Origin of the sequence: uncultured Sulfitobacter sp. (assembly GCF_947502895.1) — a bacterium.
In the GTDB taxonomy this organism is placed as follows: Bacteria; Pseudomonadota; Alphaproteobacteria; order Rhodobacterales; family Rhodobacteraceae; genus Sulfitobacter.
In genome coordinates this window covers 1,441,303-1,457,634 of the sequence record NZ_CANNBM010000001.1, presented here as the reverse complement: position 1 = coordinate 1,457,634, position 16,332 = coordinate 1,441,303, and the positions used below count along the sequence as shown (strand labels likewise).

General features: G+C 59.0%; 9 protein-coding genes. 5 read left to right on the top strand and 4 right to left on the bottom strand.

Features of this window, described 5'->3' with window-relative positions; genetic code table 11:
• Window positions 1–24 precede the first annotated feature (24 nt).
• Window positions 25–609, bottom strand: coding sequence for a DUF1285 domain-containing protein (locus Q0903_RS07140; protein WP_299414112.1), 585 nt, complete (start codon window positions 607–609; stop codon window positions 25–27).
• Between the two features lie 103 nt (window positions 610–712).
• On the opposite strand from Q0903_RS07140, the gene Q0903_RS07135 reads away from it, so the two are divergent.
• From Q0903_RS07135 to Q0903_RS07115, 5 genes are read left to right on the top strand one after another with little or no spacing between them, the layout of a single operon-like run.
• Entirely contained in the window at window positions 713–1,720 is a 1,008-nt protein-coding gene (locus Q0903_RS07135; RefSeq protein ID WP_299027751.1) for a MoxR family ATPase, read from the top strand.
• A complete protein-coding gene (locus tag Q0903_RS07130; RefSeq protein WP_299414109.1) occupies window positions 1,717–2,598 on the top strand; it encodes a DUF58 domain-containing protein in 882 nt (293 codons plus the stop codon). The genes Q0903_RS07135 and Q0903_RS07130 overlap by 4 nt, the downstream gene beginning before the upstream one ends.
• A complete protein-coding gene (locus Q0903_RS07125) occupies window positions 2,595–5,360 on the top strand; it encodes a DUF4159 domain-containing protein (RefSeq protein ID WP_299414499.1) in 2,766 nt (921 codons plus the stop codon). The genes Q0903_RS07130 and Q0903_RS07125 overlap by 4 nt, the downstream gene beginning before the upstream one ends.
• Window positions 5,357–7,399, top strand: a complete 2,043-nt coding sequence (locus tag Q0903_RS07120) for a hypothetical protein (RefSeq protein ID WP_299414107.1) — start codon at window positions 5,357–5,359, stop codon at window positions 7,397–7,399. Before Q0903_RS07125 ends, Q0903_RS07120 begins: the two co-directional genes overlap by 4 nt.
• Window positions 7,396–7,833: a GNAT family N-acetyltransferase gene (locus Q0903_RS07115; protein WP_299414104.1), complete on the top strand. Its 438-nt coding sequence runs from the start codon at window positions 7,396–7,398 to the stop codon at window positions 7,831–7,833. Before Q0903_RS07120 ends, Q0903_RS07115 begins: the two co-directional genes overlap by 4 nt.
• Here Q0903_RS07115 and Q0903_RS07110 read toward each other — a convergent pair.
• From Q0903_RS07110 to Q0903_RS07100, 3 genes are read right to left on the bottom strand one after another with little or no spacing between them, the layout of a single operon-like run.
• Entirely contained in the window at window positions 7,830–8,741 is a 912-nt protein-coding gene (locus Q0903_RS07110; RefSeq protein ID WP_299414101.1) for an AEC family transporter, read from the bottom strand. The genes Q0903_RS07115 and Q0903_RS07110 overlap by 4 nt on opposite strands.
• A gap of 27 nt (window positions 8,742–8,768) precedes the next feature.
• Entirely contained in the window at window positions 8,769–10,778 is a 2,010-nt protein-coding gene (pbpC, locus tag Q0903_RS07105) for a penicillin-binding protein 1C (RefSeq protein WP_299414098.1), read from the bottom strand.
• Between the two features lie 17 nt (window positions 10,779–10,795).
• Window positions 10,796–16,213, bottom strand: a complete 5,418-nt coding sequence (locus tag Q0903_RS07100; protein ID WP_299414095.1) for an alpha-2-macroglobulin family protein — start codon at window positions 16,211–16,213, stop codon at window positions 10,796–10,798.
• Window positions 16,214–16,332: the final 119 nt, after the last annotated feature.

The window sequence follows — 16,332 nt, the reverse complement described above, 5'->3', positions numbered from 1 at the left end:
TACCGATCATCTGCGCTGGCATTGCTATTCCTCCTGCGGCAATTCCTCGGAAGGGATGATGCCAAAGAACGCACCGCCAGACCAGACACCAAACCAGCCGTCATAATGCACCCCAAGATCGACAAGCCGGTAAAAGCTTTTGCGGTCGATCAGCGCCTCAAGATTGCGGCGGACCCGCACATAAGGCGACGGCTCCCCCGTCTCGGAATCACGCACAAACCGTAGCGGTGCATCCTCACTGGCGACCGTGATATCCTCCAGATTGGTGGTAAATGTCAGGCGTTGATCCTGCCCTTCGCCCGAGGTCTCAAAGTCAACGGCAACAAACGGCGCATCATGAACACGAATGCCTACCTTTTCGACGGGAGTGACAAGAAAATAATTTTCATCCTCTCGAATGAGAATCGATGCAAACAGCTTGACCAAACCAGGCCTGCCGATTGGGGTACCTTCGTAGAACCACGTGCCATCACGTTGTATTTCCATATCAATATCGCCGCAAAACGGCGGATTCCACTTCTCAACCGGCGGTAATCCGCGTGTTTTTGCTGCTTTTATAGACTCAGCAAGGCTGCTGGCTGATGGGGTCACAGTTTTTTGTCCGCTCATTGCTTTTGCCATTCCCTCAGATCGAGATACACTTACACCCAACCGATATAACCTGCACAGCGGAGAAGTCATGACCCAAGCGGACACACAGACCACCAAAGACATGGCGGCCGAGGACATGGTCGAACAGATCGAAGCCTTGGGCGAAAAGCTGGCGCAGGCGCGCGCGTCCATTACCGCGCGCTTCATCGGACAGGAACGTGTCGTTGAACTGACCCTGACAGCCCTACTGTGTGGCGGTCATGGTCTGCTAGTTGGTTTGCCCGGTCTGGGCAAAACGCGACTGGTCGAGACGCTCAGCACCGTAATGGGCATGGACGGCAAGCGTGTGCAGTTCACGCCCGATCTGATGCCAGCGGATATCTTGGGGTCAGAAGTGTTGGATACCGATGAAAGCGGCGCGCGCAGTTTCCGGTTTATCGAAGGGCCGGTATTCTGCCAGTTGCTTATGGCGGACGAGATCAACCGCGCCTCGCCACGTACCCAATCGGCCCTGTTGCAAGCCATGCAGGAAAAATCCGTAACTGTTGCTGGGCAAAACCGCTCGCTCGGGCTGCCCTTCCACGTGCTCGCCACGCAAAACCCGATTGAACAGGAAGGCACCTATCCCCTGCCAGAAGCGCAGTTGGACCGTTTTCTGGTTCAGATCGACATCGAATACCCCGATCGCGCGACCGAGCGTGATATCCTGATCGCCACCACAGGTGACGCCGAGGCGCAATCGACCGAGGTCTTTACAGCTGCCGAATTGCTGGAGGCGCAACGTCTGCTGCGCCGGATGCCCGTGGGTGACAGCGTGGTCGAGATGATCCTTGATCTGGTCCGCGCCTTCCGCCCGAACGAAGACGGCGTTAGCGCGCGGGTCAAGGAAACCGTCGCTTGGGGACCTGGCCCGCGTGCTGCGCAGGCTTTGATGTTGGCCGTGCGCGCCCGCGCGCTGTTGCAGGGCCGTCTTGCCCCATCCGCCGAGGATGTGATCGATATGGCACGCCCCGTGTTGACCCACCGCATGGCGTTGAACTTTGCCGCGCGCGCGCGCGGCGACAGCCTAACCGATCTCATCGACGAGACAGCCGCAGCACTCGCCACGCCCAAAGCCGCCGTCGCGTGAGCAATCCCGTCTCCCTTCGCGCAACGTCCGAGAGTGAGGCAGCCGCACTGCCCGCACTGCTGGCGCGTGCCGAACATTTGGCGGGCGCTGTCCTGCTGGGCGCACATGGACGGCGGCGCGCAGGTGCGGGGGATGATTTCTGGCAATACCGGCCTGCGCAAATCGGTGACAGCCGCCGCGCAATTGATTATCGCCGCTCTGCCATGGGTGATACGGAATTTGTGCGCGAACGCGAATGGCAGATCGCGCAGTCAGTCATGCTTTGGGTCGATCAGGGCGCCTCTATGCGCTTTACCTCTTCCGACAGCTTGCCACTGAAAGTTGCCCGCGCGCGGGTTCTGGCATTGGCTGTCGCCATCCTGCTGAACCGAGGGGGAGAGCGTGTGGGCCTGACAGGAACCGAGTTGCCGCCGCGCGCGGGTCGTCCACAAATAATGTCACTGGCACAATTGCTTTGCCGCGATGATGCGACTGATTATTCCCCACCAGAACACCGTGCGATGATTCCCCACGCCCGGGCAGTTTTTATATCGGATTTCATGGGTGATATTGACGGCGTGCGCACCGCACTTACTAAAGCCGCTGATCGTGGCGTGCGTGGGGTCCTGTGCCATCTTCTTGATCCCTCGGAAGAAGCATTTCCCTTTTCGGGCCGCACGATTTTCGAATCTGTCGGCGGCACGATCAGCCATGAGACGCTCAAGGCGAATGATCTGCGCGATCGCTATCTGGCACGGCTGGCTGAACGAAAGGCGGAACTGCAATCGCTTTGTGCGCTAACCGGCTGGCACTACGGCGTTCACCATACAGATAGCAGTGCGCAAAGCGGTCTGTTGTGGCTTTACCGTGCGCTGGATGCGCGGGCGGTGGCGGCATGATGGTTCTGGGCGGCATCGGCTTTACCGCGCCTTGGCTTTTGCTGGCGCTGGCAGCCCTGCCGATATTATGGCTTTTGCTCCGCGCTGTTCCGCCTGCCCCGATAAAACGCCGTTTTCCCGGTGTGGCCTTGCTGCTGGGCCTCAAGGACGACGAAACCGTTTCTGACCGCACGCCATGGTGGCTGCTGCTGCTGCGCATGCTGGCGATTGCCGCGATCATCATCGGTCTTGCAGGGCCAGTTCTAAACCCCGAAGCCGAGCAAGCAGAAGGGAATGGCCCAGTACTGTTCGTGCTGGACGGATCATGGGCGGGTGCCACACGCTGGCCTCAGCAGCAAGAAGCGATCGAGGCGCAGCTCACCCGTGCCAGCCGCCTTGGCCGCACCGTCGGCTTCTTGACGCTAACAGACCCCAAGCCACCCGTGTTCCAGTCCGCCGATGTCTGGCGTAGCAGATTGGCGGGATTAGCCCCCGCGCCCTGGCAGCCCGATACGGCGATGCTGGCGACCGCACAAGACGCATTGGCAGATGCAGGTAGCTTTGACACGTTATGGTTCAGCGATACCCTTTTTTATGAGGACCGTGATGATCTGCTTGATGTGCTGCAGCAACGCGGCACTGTCGAAGCGTATCAGACTGCTATCAATGTCTTGGCAATCTTGCCCGCCACTTACGAAGATGGCGCCGTGCAGTTGCGTCTCGTCCGAACCGTTCCCGGCCCCGCCCGCGACGTAGTTGTACAAGCGCAAGGGCGCGATCCAGCGGGTAACGGCCGTATTCTGGCCACCGCAACAGCCATATTCGAGGAAGGCGAAACCGAAGCACAAACCGCGCTGGTGCTCCCCTCCGAGCTGCGTGCACGGATCACACGGTTTGATATCGCTGGCCAACGCTCGGCTGGTGCCAGCACCCTGAGCGATGACGGCCTGCGACGGCGTGAGGTTGCGCTGATCTCGGCACGCACAAGCCGCGAAGGGCTGGAGCTGCTGTCACCACTGCACTATATTGAGCAGGCCTTGGCTCCGACCGCTGATCTGATTGACGGCAGCTTGACGGACGTGTTGCCTGCCAACCCCGATGTGATCGTGCTGGCCGATGTTGCGACACTATCGGAGGCAGAAGCTGCGCCGCTAACCGACTGGATCGAAGGCGGCGGTATGCTGGTGCGCTTTGCCGGCCCCCGCATTGCAGCAAGTGATGTATCACGCATCGACGAAGACCCGCTGATGCCCGTGCGTTTGCGCGCAGGGGGCCGCAGTGTTGGCGGCGCAATGAGCTGGGGCGAACCGAAAGCACTGTCGCCCTTCTCCAACGGCTCACCCTTTTATGGCCTGACGGTCCCCGATGATGTTACTGTCAGTGCCCAGGTCGTGGCCCAACCCGACCCCACACTGGCCGAACGTGTGATCGCCTCACTCAGCGATGGTACACCGCTGGTCACGCGCAAAAATGTGGGCCAAGGGCAGATTGTATTGTTCCACGTCACCGCAACGGCGGAATGGTCCACTCTGCCGCTGTCAGGTTTGTTCGTTGAAATGATGGAGCGGTTGGCCGTGTCTTCCTCTGCCGCAAGCACGACGCTTACCGCGCTGGAAGGCACCACCTGGATACCCCGCCGTGTTTTGGACGGGTTTGGCACATTGTCCGATGCAGGGACTTTACCCGGTGTAGATGGCCCGCGATTGATAGAGGCAGCGACGGGACCGATGCTGCCACCAGGGCTCTATACATCTGGTGATCGGACATTTGCGCGCAATGTGCTGACAAGCGATAGCACTCTTGCACCTGCAACATGGCCATCTGATGTGCCTGTGCGCGGCTTGGCCGTTGCACCCGAACAGCCCGTTGCTGGCTGGCTGCTCAGCTTCGCTATTCTATTGCTGTTGGCTGATGTTGTCGTGTCGCTTGCGCTGTCAGGCCGCCTGCTCAGCCGCGCGAATAGCACGGTCGCAACTGTAGTTGCCTTGGTGCTTTTTGCTGCCCCCGCCGATGCACAGTCGGCTGACGAAACATTCGCCCTCAATGCCACGTCAGAGCTTGTGCTGGGTCACGTGATCACGGGCGATGCACAGGTGGACGAAGTGGCACTTGCCGGTCTGCGCGGCCTAAGCGACACGCTGTTTTTCCGCACCTCGGTGGAGCCTGCCGATCCGCTCAGCGTCAACCTAGAGACCGATGAGTTGGCGTTCTTTCCCCTACTTTACTGGCCCGTCACGCCGGGTCAGCCAACCCCTTCACGCGAAGCCTATGCGAAACTGAACGGTTATCTGCGCGGGGGTGGCATGATCCTGTTTGACACCCGCGATGCAGACACCGCCAGCTTTGGCGCTTCCAGCCCGAACGGGCGCAAGCTGCAAGAACTGGCCACCCCGCTGGATATCCCCGCGCTGGAGCCATTGCCCAGCGATCACGTCATAACCCGCACGTTCTATCTGCTGCAGGATTTCCCCGGCCGCCACAACAGCCGTGATGTCTGGGTCGAGGCAGCAGACCCCAACGCCGAGCAGATCGAAGGCATGCCGTTTCGCGACCTTAACGATGGTGTAACGCCCGTTGTAATTGGTGGAAACGACTGGGCAGCCGCATGGGCCGTAAATTCTGGTGGTGGCCCGATGCTGCCTGTAGGTCGCGGTTATAGCGGTGAGCGGCAGCGGGAAATCGCATACAGGTTCGGCATCAACTTGGTGATGCATGTCCTGACAGGCAACTATAAGTCGGACCAGGTCCATGTACCTGCGCTGCTGGACAGGTTGGGCCAATGACAACAACAATCGTATTTGATCCGCTTGTCCCTTGGCCCCTGTTGGTCATGGTTGCTGTGATAGCTGCCTTGGGTGTTCTGCTGGCACTCGTGCGCGGCTTGCGCGGCTGGGGCTTGCGTGGTCTGGCGGGCGCTGTTGTGCTGGCCGCACTCGCTGGTCCTTCGTTCCAACAAGAAGACCGCGCACCGCTGAGCGACATTGTCCTGATGCTGGAAGACAGCAGCGCAAGCCAAAAGCTGGGCGACCGGACCGCTCAGACCACGCAAGCAGCCGACAGGCTAGCCGCCCAGATCGAGGCGCGCCCCGATACCGAGCTGCGCCGTGTGATTGTACCTGATGGTGAGGGCGACGCGGGCACCCAGATGCTCACAACCCTAAGCGAAGCTTTGGCAGAAGAGCCACGCGCGCGCGTGGCAGGGATTGTCGCGCTGACAGACGGACGTGTGCATGACGCCGATCTACCCATTGATCTACCAGCGCCCTTCCACGTTCTTTTGTCGGGTGAAGCAGACGATTGGGACCGGCGCCTAAGTGTCGTTGGTGCCCCTGCGTTTGCCATCATCGGAGAGCCTGTACTGCTGACCCTGCGCATCGATGATCTGGGCGCCGCCCCCGCTGGCGCAGCGTTTGCCCAGCTTGATATCTCGATTGACGGTGAGGATGCGCAGCGGTTCAACGTACCCATTGGCGAAGATCTGGAACTGCCCGTAACCCTGCCCCACGGCGGGCGCAATGTGATCCGCTTTGCCCTGCCCGAAGCCGAGGGCGAGCTGACCGACCGAAACAATGCGGCCATCATCCAGATCAACGGTGTGCGTGACCGTCTGCGCGTGTTGCTGGTCAGTGGCCAGCCTCATGCAGGTGGACGCACATGGCGCAACCTGCTCAAATCTGACAGCTCGGTCGATCTGGTGCATTTCACAATCCTGCGCCCCCCCGAAAAGCAAGACGGCGTGCCCGTATCCGAGCTATCCCTGATCGCCTTTCCCACACGCGAATTATTCATGGAGAAGATCGACGATTTCGATCTGATCATCTTTGACCGCTACAAACGCCGCGGAATTCTTCCTGCGCTTTACCTTGAAAATATCGCGCAATATGTGCGTAGCGGTGGTGCTGTTCTGGTATCTGCGGGCCCCGACTTTGCCAGCGCCGACAGTTTATATCGAACGCCGCTGGGCGCTGTTTTGCCCGCCAACCCAACAGCACGGGTACTGGACGAACCCTATTTGCCTGTTGTTTCCGAATTGGGCGATCGCCATCCTGTAACAACGGGCCTTGCTAAAGACGATGCGTGGGGCCGTTGGTTGCGCCAAATTGATGTAACCGCAACCTCTGGCAATGTCGTGATGACAGGCGTAGATGATCGACCCCTTCTTGTGTTGGACCGTGTTGACGAAGGGCGCGTGGCCTTGCTGGCTTCGGACCATGCCTGGCTGTGGAACCGTGGATATGAGGGCGGTGGGCCACAGCTGGAATTGCTTCGCCGTCTTGCTCACTGGATGATGGGCGAGCCAGAACTTGAAGAGGAAGCACTGACCGCAAATGCGGAAGGTCAGACCATGCGGATTGAGCGACGCACCTTGAGCGAGACTGTACCCCCGCTGACAATTACAAGACCGGACGGCACCACCACGGAACTGCCCCTTACTCCTGTTGCACCCGGCCGTTTTGAGACAGTGTTTACAGGCCCAGAAATCGGGCTTTACCGGTTGGAGAATGGCGATCAGGTTAGCGTGATTGGCCTTGGTCCCTCAGCGCCCCGCGAATTTGTTGAAACCATCGCCGATGCCACCGCACTGGCACTCGTTCTGTCGGCCATGCGCGGCGGTGTGACCCGTCTGGAAGACGGTCTGCCTCGTATCCGTAATGTCCGCGCCGGCAGACCTGCAGCTGGCCGAGGTTGGATAGGCTTCACACCCCGTGACGCCTATGAGACGCGCGACGTCCGCCAGACGCCTATCCTGCCTGCATGGCTGGTGTTGCTGTTAAGCGCAGGACTGATCACCGCTGCTTGGCTGCGCGAAGGACGCAGATGAAGCAGGTGATACTTCGCGATCTTGCCACTGGGGATTTCGAGCAGGCCCTGCGCCTCTATCAGATACTGACCCGCGACCCCGTTCCAGTCAGCACCAGCAGCGCTGCATTTGATGCTGTTCTAAACCATCCAGGGACGCATGTGGTCGGGGTCGAGGACGCAGGGCAGGTTATTGCCATGGTAACACTGCATCTGCTACCCAACATGACCTCTGGTGGCCGGCCCTATGCGTTGATCGAAAACGTGATTTGCGACCCTGCACATCAGGGCAAAGGCATTGGGCGGGCTGTTTTGCAGGGCGCCATTGATCGTGCAAAGACTGCGGGCGCTTACAAGATTATGCTGATGACAGGTACGGCCCGCAGCGCGTTAGGTTTTTACGAAAAGCTGGGATTCTCCGGTCATGAGAAACATGGCCTTGTCCTGCGCTTTTAAAGCAGGATAAACGCCCAGAGCGGCAGAATAAGCAGCGACAGAACAACCTGCCATGTCATGATGTCTGCATAGAGGTCAGCATCACCACCCATCTGCTTTGCCACGATATAACCGTTAGATGCAGCGGGGGCTGCAAACACAAGTACACCGGCAAAAACCTGTACCGAAGATAGGTCCAGCGCCAGTCCAAAACCCACAAATACGCCAGACGCGAGCACAGGGCGCATAAACGCCCCCAGACCCACGCGCCAATCGACGCGCCCCAAACGCCGCAAACTGATCCCTGCGCCAACAGCCATCAGCCCGACACCAAGCGCGCCGCGCCCGATCATGTCCAACGTCTCGGCCACAGGTTGAGGCAGCGATACACCCGACAGATTGAGGGCAAGGCCAATCACGCACGCCTGCACCAGAGGATTCCGGACAAGAGTGTTCAGCACCTTTGCAACGCTCGCCTTTGAAGGACCAAAAGCGGCAAGCACGACAATACAAATTACATTAATCAGCGGAATAAGGAGTGCAATCGCTACCGCGAGGATCGCAATGCCCCCTGTCAAAAACTGCTCTGCCGCAGCGAGAGCTACAAAAGCATTCCAGCGTATGCTCGACTGAAACAATGACGTGAAGGACGGGTTGCCCAAACGATGGTGCGGCAAAAAGCGTAGCGCGAGAGCCAGCAGCACGACCACGGCCAACGTACCGACCAAAGCAACACCAAACCCACCGAACCGCTCAATCGATAGATCGGAACGGGCGATGGCAAGAACCAGCGTAGCAGGGATCAAGCCGCGAAATGACAAGGTTTCGATTGCTGCCCAACTGCCCCGCGGAATAATCTCCGACTTCGCTAACGCGTACCCCGTGGCGATAATCAGCAGCAGTGGAAGAACAGAAAGGGCAAGGGACATGGCGCAGGAATGTCACCCAGACCCCAATTAGTCCAGCCGGATTTCCACACTGGCACTGCGCCCTTTTGCATCGACAACCGAAATCTGTGCAAAACCCGGATCGTCCAGCGGCAATACAACATCCCTCTGGCGCAGCGATTCTCCTACGGGCAGGCCGTTCACCAGCACAGTCAGTGGAAGCGTACCTGCACGCAAACGCAAGGGCACGCCCACGCCACTGCGCCGCAACACGGCCCCGTCTGGTGGGAAGGCCACAACAGGCCAATCAGGATCGGCATCAAAAACCGCATCACGGCTTTGGAAAAGACGCAAATTTGCAGGCAGCTTTGCGGTACCAAGGATCAGCGTATCTGCAGGCGGGGGGGCCAACGCTTGTCGCTCTGCACTTATGCGGCCAAATGCTTCGAATAATAACGGAGCAGCCAGATCACCGCCAAAGGCACCCGGCACCGGCGTTCCATCGGGACGGCCCAGCCACACACCTACAACGTGATGTCCATCAAACCCGATGCTCCATGCATCGCGGTGGCCGTAGGAAGTGCCCGTCTTGTACGCAATGGCCCCCGCGTGCACCGCTACACCCTGAGGTGGGGCAATTTGCGCAAGTATATTTGATACCTGCCATGCGGCCTTGCGCGACATGAAGGCACTGCGCGCGATGGATAGTCCATCCTGCGTTGTGCGCAATGTAACGGCCTGTCCACCTTGGGCAATTCCTGCATAGAGTTGGGTCAAGTCTGTCAGGCTAAGCCCCACACCACCCAACGCTACGGCAAGCCCTGCTTGGCCAGCTGGCAAAACGGGTTTGGTGCCTGCGCGGCGCAGACCCGACATCAAACGTGCAGGCCCCAGCTCATGCGTCAGGATCACTGGCGGGATATTCAACGACAAGGTCAGTGCATCGCGCACCGTCAACATCCCGCGAAATACTCCGTCAAAGTTCTGGGGCGCATAGCCACCGAATGACACTGGTGCGTCATTGATTAAAGTATCGGGGTGAACCAAACCCTGATCAAACGCGAGCCCGTATACCAGTGGCTTGAGCGTTGATCCGGGCGAGCGTTTGGCAGCAGTCATATCCACAAAACCCAATGCGCCGTTTTCATCGCCGTAATCTGGCGATCCAACATAGGCCAATACATCTCCGCTTTGATGGTCGGCCACCATAATCGCGATGGACACCCCCCGCGCTTGCCCCATCACTGCACGACGGGCGAGGGTTTGCAGCTGATCCTGAAGCACTGCGTCAATCGTTGTGACATGGCGTAACTTTGCCGGAGCAGCTTTGCGAAGACGCTCGGCAAGGTGCGGGGCATTTTGGGGCATGGGCAGCATGGCCCGTGGCACATCTGCGGGTTGGCTATGGGGTGAAATGCCAAGTCGGGACAGTACCCGCGCGCGCGCCGCTCTGGCAGTGGACGGATGACGATCTGGCCTGCGTGCCTCGGGTGCTTGCGGCAGGGCGACAAGCAGTGCGGATTGTGCTTGGGTCAGGCGACGTGGTTCTTTGCCAAACCACGCAAGGCTGGCAGCCCGCACTCCTTCAACAGCACCGCCGTAAGGCGCATGATGCAGATACAAGCTCAGGATTTGTGCCTTGGTTAGCCGCCGTTCCAGCGCGAGAGCCACACGTATTTGCCGCATCTTGCCTGTTATGGTGCCCGTGCCTGAATTCTCCAGCAGACGGGCGACTTGCATGGTCAGGGTAGACCCTCCAGAGACAACGCGGCCGTGCCATACCATCTGCGCGCCGGCCCGCAGCACAGCGCGCAAATCAACACCGCTATGTCCAAAAAAGCGTTTATCTTCATAGGCAATCAACATGTCGATATAATTGGGATCTACCTGATCCAGCGCAACTGCAAGCCGCATGCGACCGTTCTCAACCGGAAAAGCCCGCAGCAAAGCACCATCGCGCGCACGCACTTCGACGCCCGTCTGCGACAGAACAGGAGGCAATACAGTTTGCGCGACCCATACATCCAGCCTGTCACGTGCAAACGCTGCTGCCCACAACAGCGCAGCGGAACAGAACAAAATGTAGGCGCCACGCCTCACGGAATGACGGTCAGGCGGGACGTGGCAGTCGTGGCGCGGTATTCAGGACGGTACATGTCTGACACAAGTGCCGCCGGATGGTGATAGCTCCCCGAGGTAACAGCACGCACGACATAGGCCAATTGAAATGCTTCCGCTCCCGAATGATCCACAGCAGCCAGAAAGCGATCCGAGCGGAATTCCACGTTCTGCGGTGTGGTGGTCTTCAGCCAATCCAGCCCTTTGACAGAGCCACTGGCCAGCAGATTAGGGTTATCAATCTCGAACCCACCTGGCAGCGGGTCATCAATCATCAGCCGCGCGCCCATTTGCTCAAACGGTTGTATCGACAACACAGCAACCAACCGCGTTCCAGAGACGACAGGGCCCGTGACCGCCTGCCCCTCCATCGTGAAATATTGACGGGTAATCGCATAGCCGTAACCACCTGCATCGGGTGCAACCTGCGGCACGCCATAGGTGGTCAGAGTTATATCCTGAACAGTATCGGAAGTGTTTTTGAGCAACATAGGAATAGACGACCGATCATTCAGTTTACGCACCAGTGTCCCGCTGACCTGCGCACCATCCACCGTGATACCAGCCGATATGCTATCGCCCATTGCATGGGCTGCGAGCACAACCTGTGCCGCTTCCTGGGTCGACAGATTGCGTTCGGGCGACTGGAGTGTTCGCGCCAATGCGACCGTATCAACAGCGCTGCTGCCGCTTTCGGATGCGAGGGTCAGCACTGCTGCACGGTCGCGAAGTGCGCTGCCAAAATCGTCGCGCCATGCGGTCCGGTCAGGTGCTTGTAGCAAAAGCGCCCCTGCCCGCGCGAACATCAGATCAGCCCGCACAGGATCACCATATGCAGCAAGCGCAGCCCCCAATTGCGCGACTGCCATTGGCGTAGCAAAAGCAGCGGCTTTCGTGTCCGCATAATAGCGTAGGTCACCCATTTGAGCAGCACCGGCACGGGCAAGCACCAGCAGGGCATAGGCGATATCCTCACCTCCCCTATCGAAATCAGGCGCAAAGTTGATGCGGTTGCGTAGGTTGTCCATCGCAGCAGCCAATGCGCGTTGCGGCACGGCGTAGCCTTGCGCCTGCGCACGCCAGAGAAAATCAGTGACATAAGCGTCCAGCCAGAAATCACCCGATTGTGCACGCCACATACCGAATGCACCATTAGATGCCTGACGCGAGATCACACGTGCGATGCCCTCTTCAACTTTTGCTTTGATCAGGTCAGGTGCGCCCAGGCCTGCCTGCCCTGCAATTTCGCTCAGATAGAGCAATGGCAGCGCGCCGGAGGTCACCTGCTCGGTACATCCATAGGGGTATCGGTCCAGCTGGCGCAACAAGTCCGGCACATCAAGCCGCGCAAGCGGACCTGCGGTCAGAACAGCACTGCCTGTCCCTTGCCGCAATCCGCCCAACACAGCGCGGTCGAACGTAAATGTTTCGCCCGCTCCCAGCGCAAAGCGGCGGGTTGTGGCGATTTCAGGATCATTCGCGCGTACGGCCAACGTAAGCACCTTTTGCAGTACAGCGCCCTGCGAGGGTGTCAGTTTCACTATAATCTGATGATCTCCGATTTCACGTGCGACCAAAGGAAAGGGAAGACGCAGCGTCACCCCTTGAGAGAGGTTCACTTCCGTTGGCAGACCCATAATCCGGATGCCATCCCCCGCAGACACTTCCAGCGAAGCGACACCACCAGTACCGTGCGTCGGTGTCAGCTCTAGCAATAGCTGGCTTTGATCATCGGGGGCCAAAAGGCGCGGCAGGCTCGCCGTTATCACAACAGGGTCGCGGGCAATTATATCATTACTTGCACTGCCGACCGCAGTTTCGCTCCATGCGATGGCCATAAGACGGATTGTACCATTAAACGCAGGGCGCGTGACCTCGACCACTGCTTGCCCGTCTGAACCCACGGTAACGGGGCCGCTATAGAACGCCATCAGCGCCTCGGTCGGTGGGGGTGATTGCAATTGAGCTGCCGCCACCGCATCCCCTCCCGAGCGGACACGCCCCAACGCGCCGTTCAAACCGTCGATCAAGCGTCCATACACATCGCGCAACTCAACCCCCAAACGCCGCTGGCCAAAGTAATGCGCGGCAGGGTCGGGCGCTTTAAAGTTAGTGAGGTTCAAAATACCCACGTCAACCGCAGCCAGTGTCACATAAGCAGTCTCGCCCTGCGCAATGCCGCTTATGTTGACGGGCACCCGCAATACACCTGCCTGTCCGTCAATCACGTCAGGCACATCAAATGACACTGTCAGCTGTTTGTCTTCTGGCGCAATGCGCGCGTGTGCCAATCCGAGGCTTCGGGCAGGGTTCAGTCCTGCGTCCTCATCCATCGGGCGGATCACTGTTGCGGTGACATAGGCGCTATTGCCCCACTCTTGTGTGACATTCAGAGGGATGGTCACATCACCCGCTTCCACAGCAAGTGCTGTCTGTTCAATCACCCGATTGGACATCACGGAAATATCGGCAATGCCTGCGTGTGGGGCAACGATACGCAACTGTGCCGTATCGCCAATACGGTATGTTTCGCGGTCCAGTGACACAGGCAGAAAATTGGGCGTATCGTTTGCACTATCTCCGCCATACCACCCAGAGGATATGAGGACGGATGACACTGCGTAGGCTGCGCCCGCGTGTTCGACCAAAAGTTCGTATTTGCCCCATTCGGTCGGCAGGGTGAGCGAAGTAGGCGTGTTGCCCAAATCCGTTTCGCCACTGGCCACGCGAATGCGGCGAGTCAACGGCTCCCATGCCCAGCCGCCACCGCTTTGATACCATTGATAGCGCGTTTCAATCCGGTTGAATGTCCAGCGCACAGGAAGCTCGTCCTGAGTTGCGATAAGATCAAACACTGCGTCAGTTCCCTCGGCCAGGACCCCTTCAAATTTTTGTTTAATCCCGATCAATGGCCCGTCAGGCCGCAAGGCGCGGGTCATCCGCCGCTCGACAGCGCGGCCAGACCCTTCGGCGATCCGCGCAACGATGGCAACTTCCAATGGCTGGCTTGGCATCTCTTCCAGCTTAGGCATACGCAGCGCAATTCGGGCCGCTCCTGCGGCATCGGTACGGACGGCATCCAGATATGTAGTGCGTGTGTCAAAGCGTTGATCATAGCGCCCGAAGACAAAATCAGGATAGGCGTCGAGATTGCGGGTCATGCGCAAGCGGGCTTCTCCTTCCACTGACAAATCTGATGCGGGAGCGCCAAACAGATATCGTGCATCAATCTGCATGGGTGGCGTGTCACCCAGCCCAAGCGATGCATCAGGCAATGAAAGATCAAATTCGATCCGGTCGGGCAAAAAATCCTCGACCAATATCGTCTGGGACGAAAGCGGGCCTTGGGCGGGGTCAGCGACCACATCCAGTCGCCACGCGCCGCGCGGCGCTTGCCCACTAACAGGCAAGGCAAACACATGCCCCCCTACCGCACTATTCGTGCTGAGCGTCCGGCTGTATTCGACACCATCCGGACGTCTAAGCACAGCGACTAGCGGCAACCCGTTGACGGCGCGGCCCTGAGCATCGCGGGTCAGAACAGTTGCAAAAATCGTTTCGCCTGCGCGATAGGCACCGCGATCCGTGCTTAGATACGTATCAATCGCGGGCGCAGGGGCGCGGCCTTCGACACCGCGATCCGACAGATCGAATGCAGGCTCGCGCAGGGATAGAAAGGCCGCATCTCCTCCGGCGCCGACAGCCATCAGCAGCGCAGGCGCTGCGGCACCATTGCCCCGCGTCAAACCTGCCGGAAAATGCGCGCGACCCTGATCATCTGTCTCGACTTCACCCAGAACTGCGTTCGCCTGTGAGATCAGGCTAAGCGAGACACCAGCGCGCGGTTTGGCATCACGCAGGCTGCGCACGGTTGCGTGCAATCCATCGACCCCTGTTACCGTCGCAAGACCCAAATCCGTCAGGATGAACCATTGTGTCGCTGCGGGATTTTCGTAAGGGTCTGCCCCTTTGATCCCTGCCGTCAGTGCATAGATGCCCGCAGGCTCGCCAGCCAATGCTTCGTCCAGCGGCAACCGCGTGGTCATGGTCACGTTCAGGGTGTTTTTCACCTCCCCCGACCCTGACCAGACATCCTGAGCGATTGTGCTGGAGAACGCGTCTTCTTCATATTTGCTAAGCGGCTTGCCGAAATAGCTGTCTTGCATGGCACGCAGTAAATTTCGGTCACTTACACGGCGCAGGGTCAGCTCGACGGTATCGGTATTCACCGTTTCGACAGGCAAAGCGGCCTGCGCGCTACGCGGCAGAACGTATGCTCGGCCCGAAAAACGCACCGATGGATCACGGTCACGTACATAAAGGGTCACGGCTATGTCGTTGTGCAAAACCTCGCCACTGGCCGCTGGCAGACCCGCGCGGAACGTAGCCGTGTAACGGGCGCCATGGCTGACACCATCAATACAGAGTTCCTGCGCGCCAGCTTCGACAACCAAGGCTGGATCGGTCAGGCGCACGAAGGGCTGATAATCCACCCCCGCCTGCACCAGCTTTTCCGAAAACTCGGCACAGATACGCGGGCGGGCTGCGTTATTGTCTACCCGCGTGTCTGTGATGCGAAAGCCGTATTTCCCGATAGCTGTATCCAGCCGCGCCTGAATTTCCTCTCGCGGCTCAAGGCCTGCTGCAAGGCGTAAGGGTGCGATCATTTCGCGGCCTCGCCTGTTTGCCTCTAACGCACGGGACAGCAGATCAAGGGCGGTCACTTGCTGTGCTACGCTTTGGGCACGCAGATAGGCATTGATTGCGGCTGGAACGGCCTCGCGCTGCAAGCGGCGGTGCAAATCACGCGGCGTATCACCGCGTGGGCGCAAGCCGAGCCATGCAAGACGCGCCCACACGTACCCACGATCTGTCAGCGCAACCGCACTACCCGCCCAACGCGCAGCGGCAGGTATGTCGCCACGGGTTACAGCAGCGTCCAACGCGGCAACAGCATCCTCAAGCGTAATACCCCCTAGCATATAGCGGTCCGCATTGGTCTGGACCAGCGCCACAGCCAAAGCGATATCTGCCTCGTTCTGGAACCCCAGCTCTGCCAGCCGCACGGCAGCCAATGCGTGAATATCAGCGGGTGTGGTTTGTTTACGCGCGGACAAAGCGCCTTCAAAAAATTCTGTCTGCGTCACGCCAGATTTTGGGAAACAAGCGTTTGAGCGGGTGTTGAAAGTAAACGCAACACAGTCTCTTTGTGCGCTGCATGCGCGGGCGCAGGCGCTGCGCGTTGTATCAAACATCTGTGCCAAATCGGCACCAAAGAAATCTGTATCTTGCGCATAGACATAGCGGTGTTCAGGCACGGCGGGTTGCGCAGAAGCGGCGGCAATGCTCACCGCCAACAACACTATTGCACCCGTCACTGATTGCAAAATACGCATGACAGAATCCCTTTTTCCTGAATGGCTGTAGCGTGACACGCCCAACACCGCCCAATCAAGGGTGTTGGCCTTAAGCCGATATTTACCCCGCTCGGCGCACAAGGTGGTTTGCGCCCTGC

Coding starts and splice junctions, on each gene's coding strand:
- Q0903_RS07140 (WP_299414112.1), bottom strand. CDS start 609: ATGAGCGGACAAAAAACTGTGACCCCATCAGCCAGCAGCCTTGCTGAG.
- Q0903_RS07135 (WP_299027751.1), top strand. CDS start 713: ATGGCGGCCGAGGACATGGTCGAACAGATCGAAGCCTTGGGCGAAAAG.
- Q0903_RS07125 (WP_299414499.1), top strand. CDS start 2,595: ATGATGGTTCTGGGCGGCATCGGCTTTACCGCGCCTTGGCTTTTGCTG.
- Q0903_RS07120 (WP_299414107.1), top strand. CDS start 5,357: ATGACAACAACAATCGTATTTGATCCGCTTGTCCCTTGGCCCCTGTTG.
- Q0903_RS07115 (WP_299414104.1), top strand. CDS start 7,396: ATGAAGCAGGTGATACTTCGCGATCTTGCCACTGGGGATTTCGAGCAG.
- Q0903_RS07110 (WP_299414101.1), bottom strand. CDS start 8,741: ATGTCCCTTGCCCTTTCTGTTCTTCCACTGCTGCTGATTATCGCCACG.
- Q0903_RS07100 (WP_299414095.1), bottom strand. CDS start 16,213: ATGCGTATTTTGCAATCAGTGACGGGTGCAATAGTGTTGTTGGCGGTG.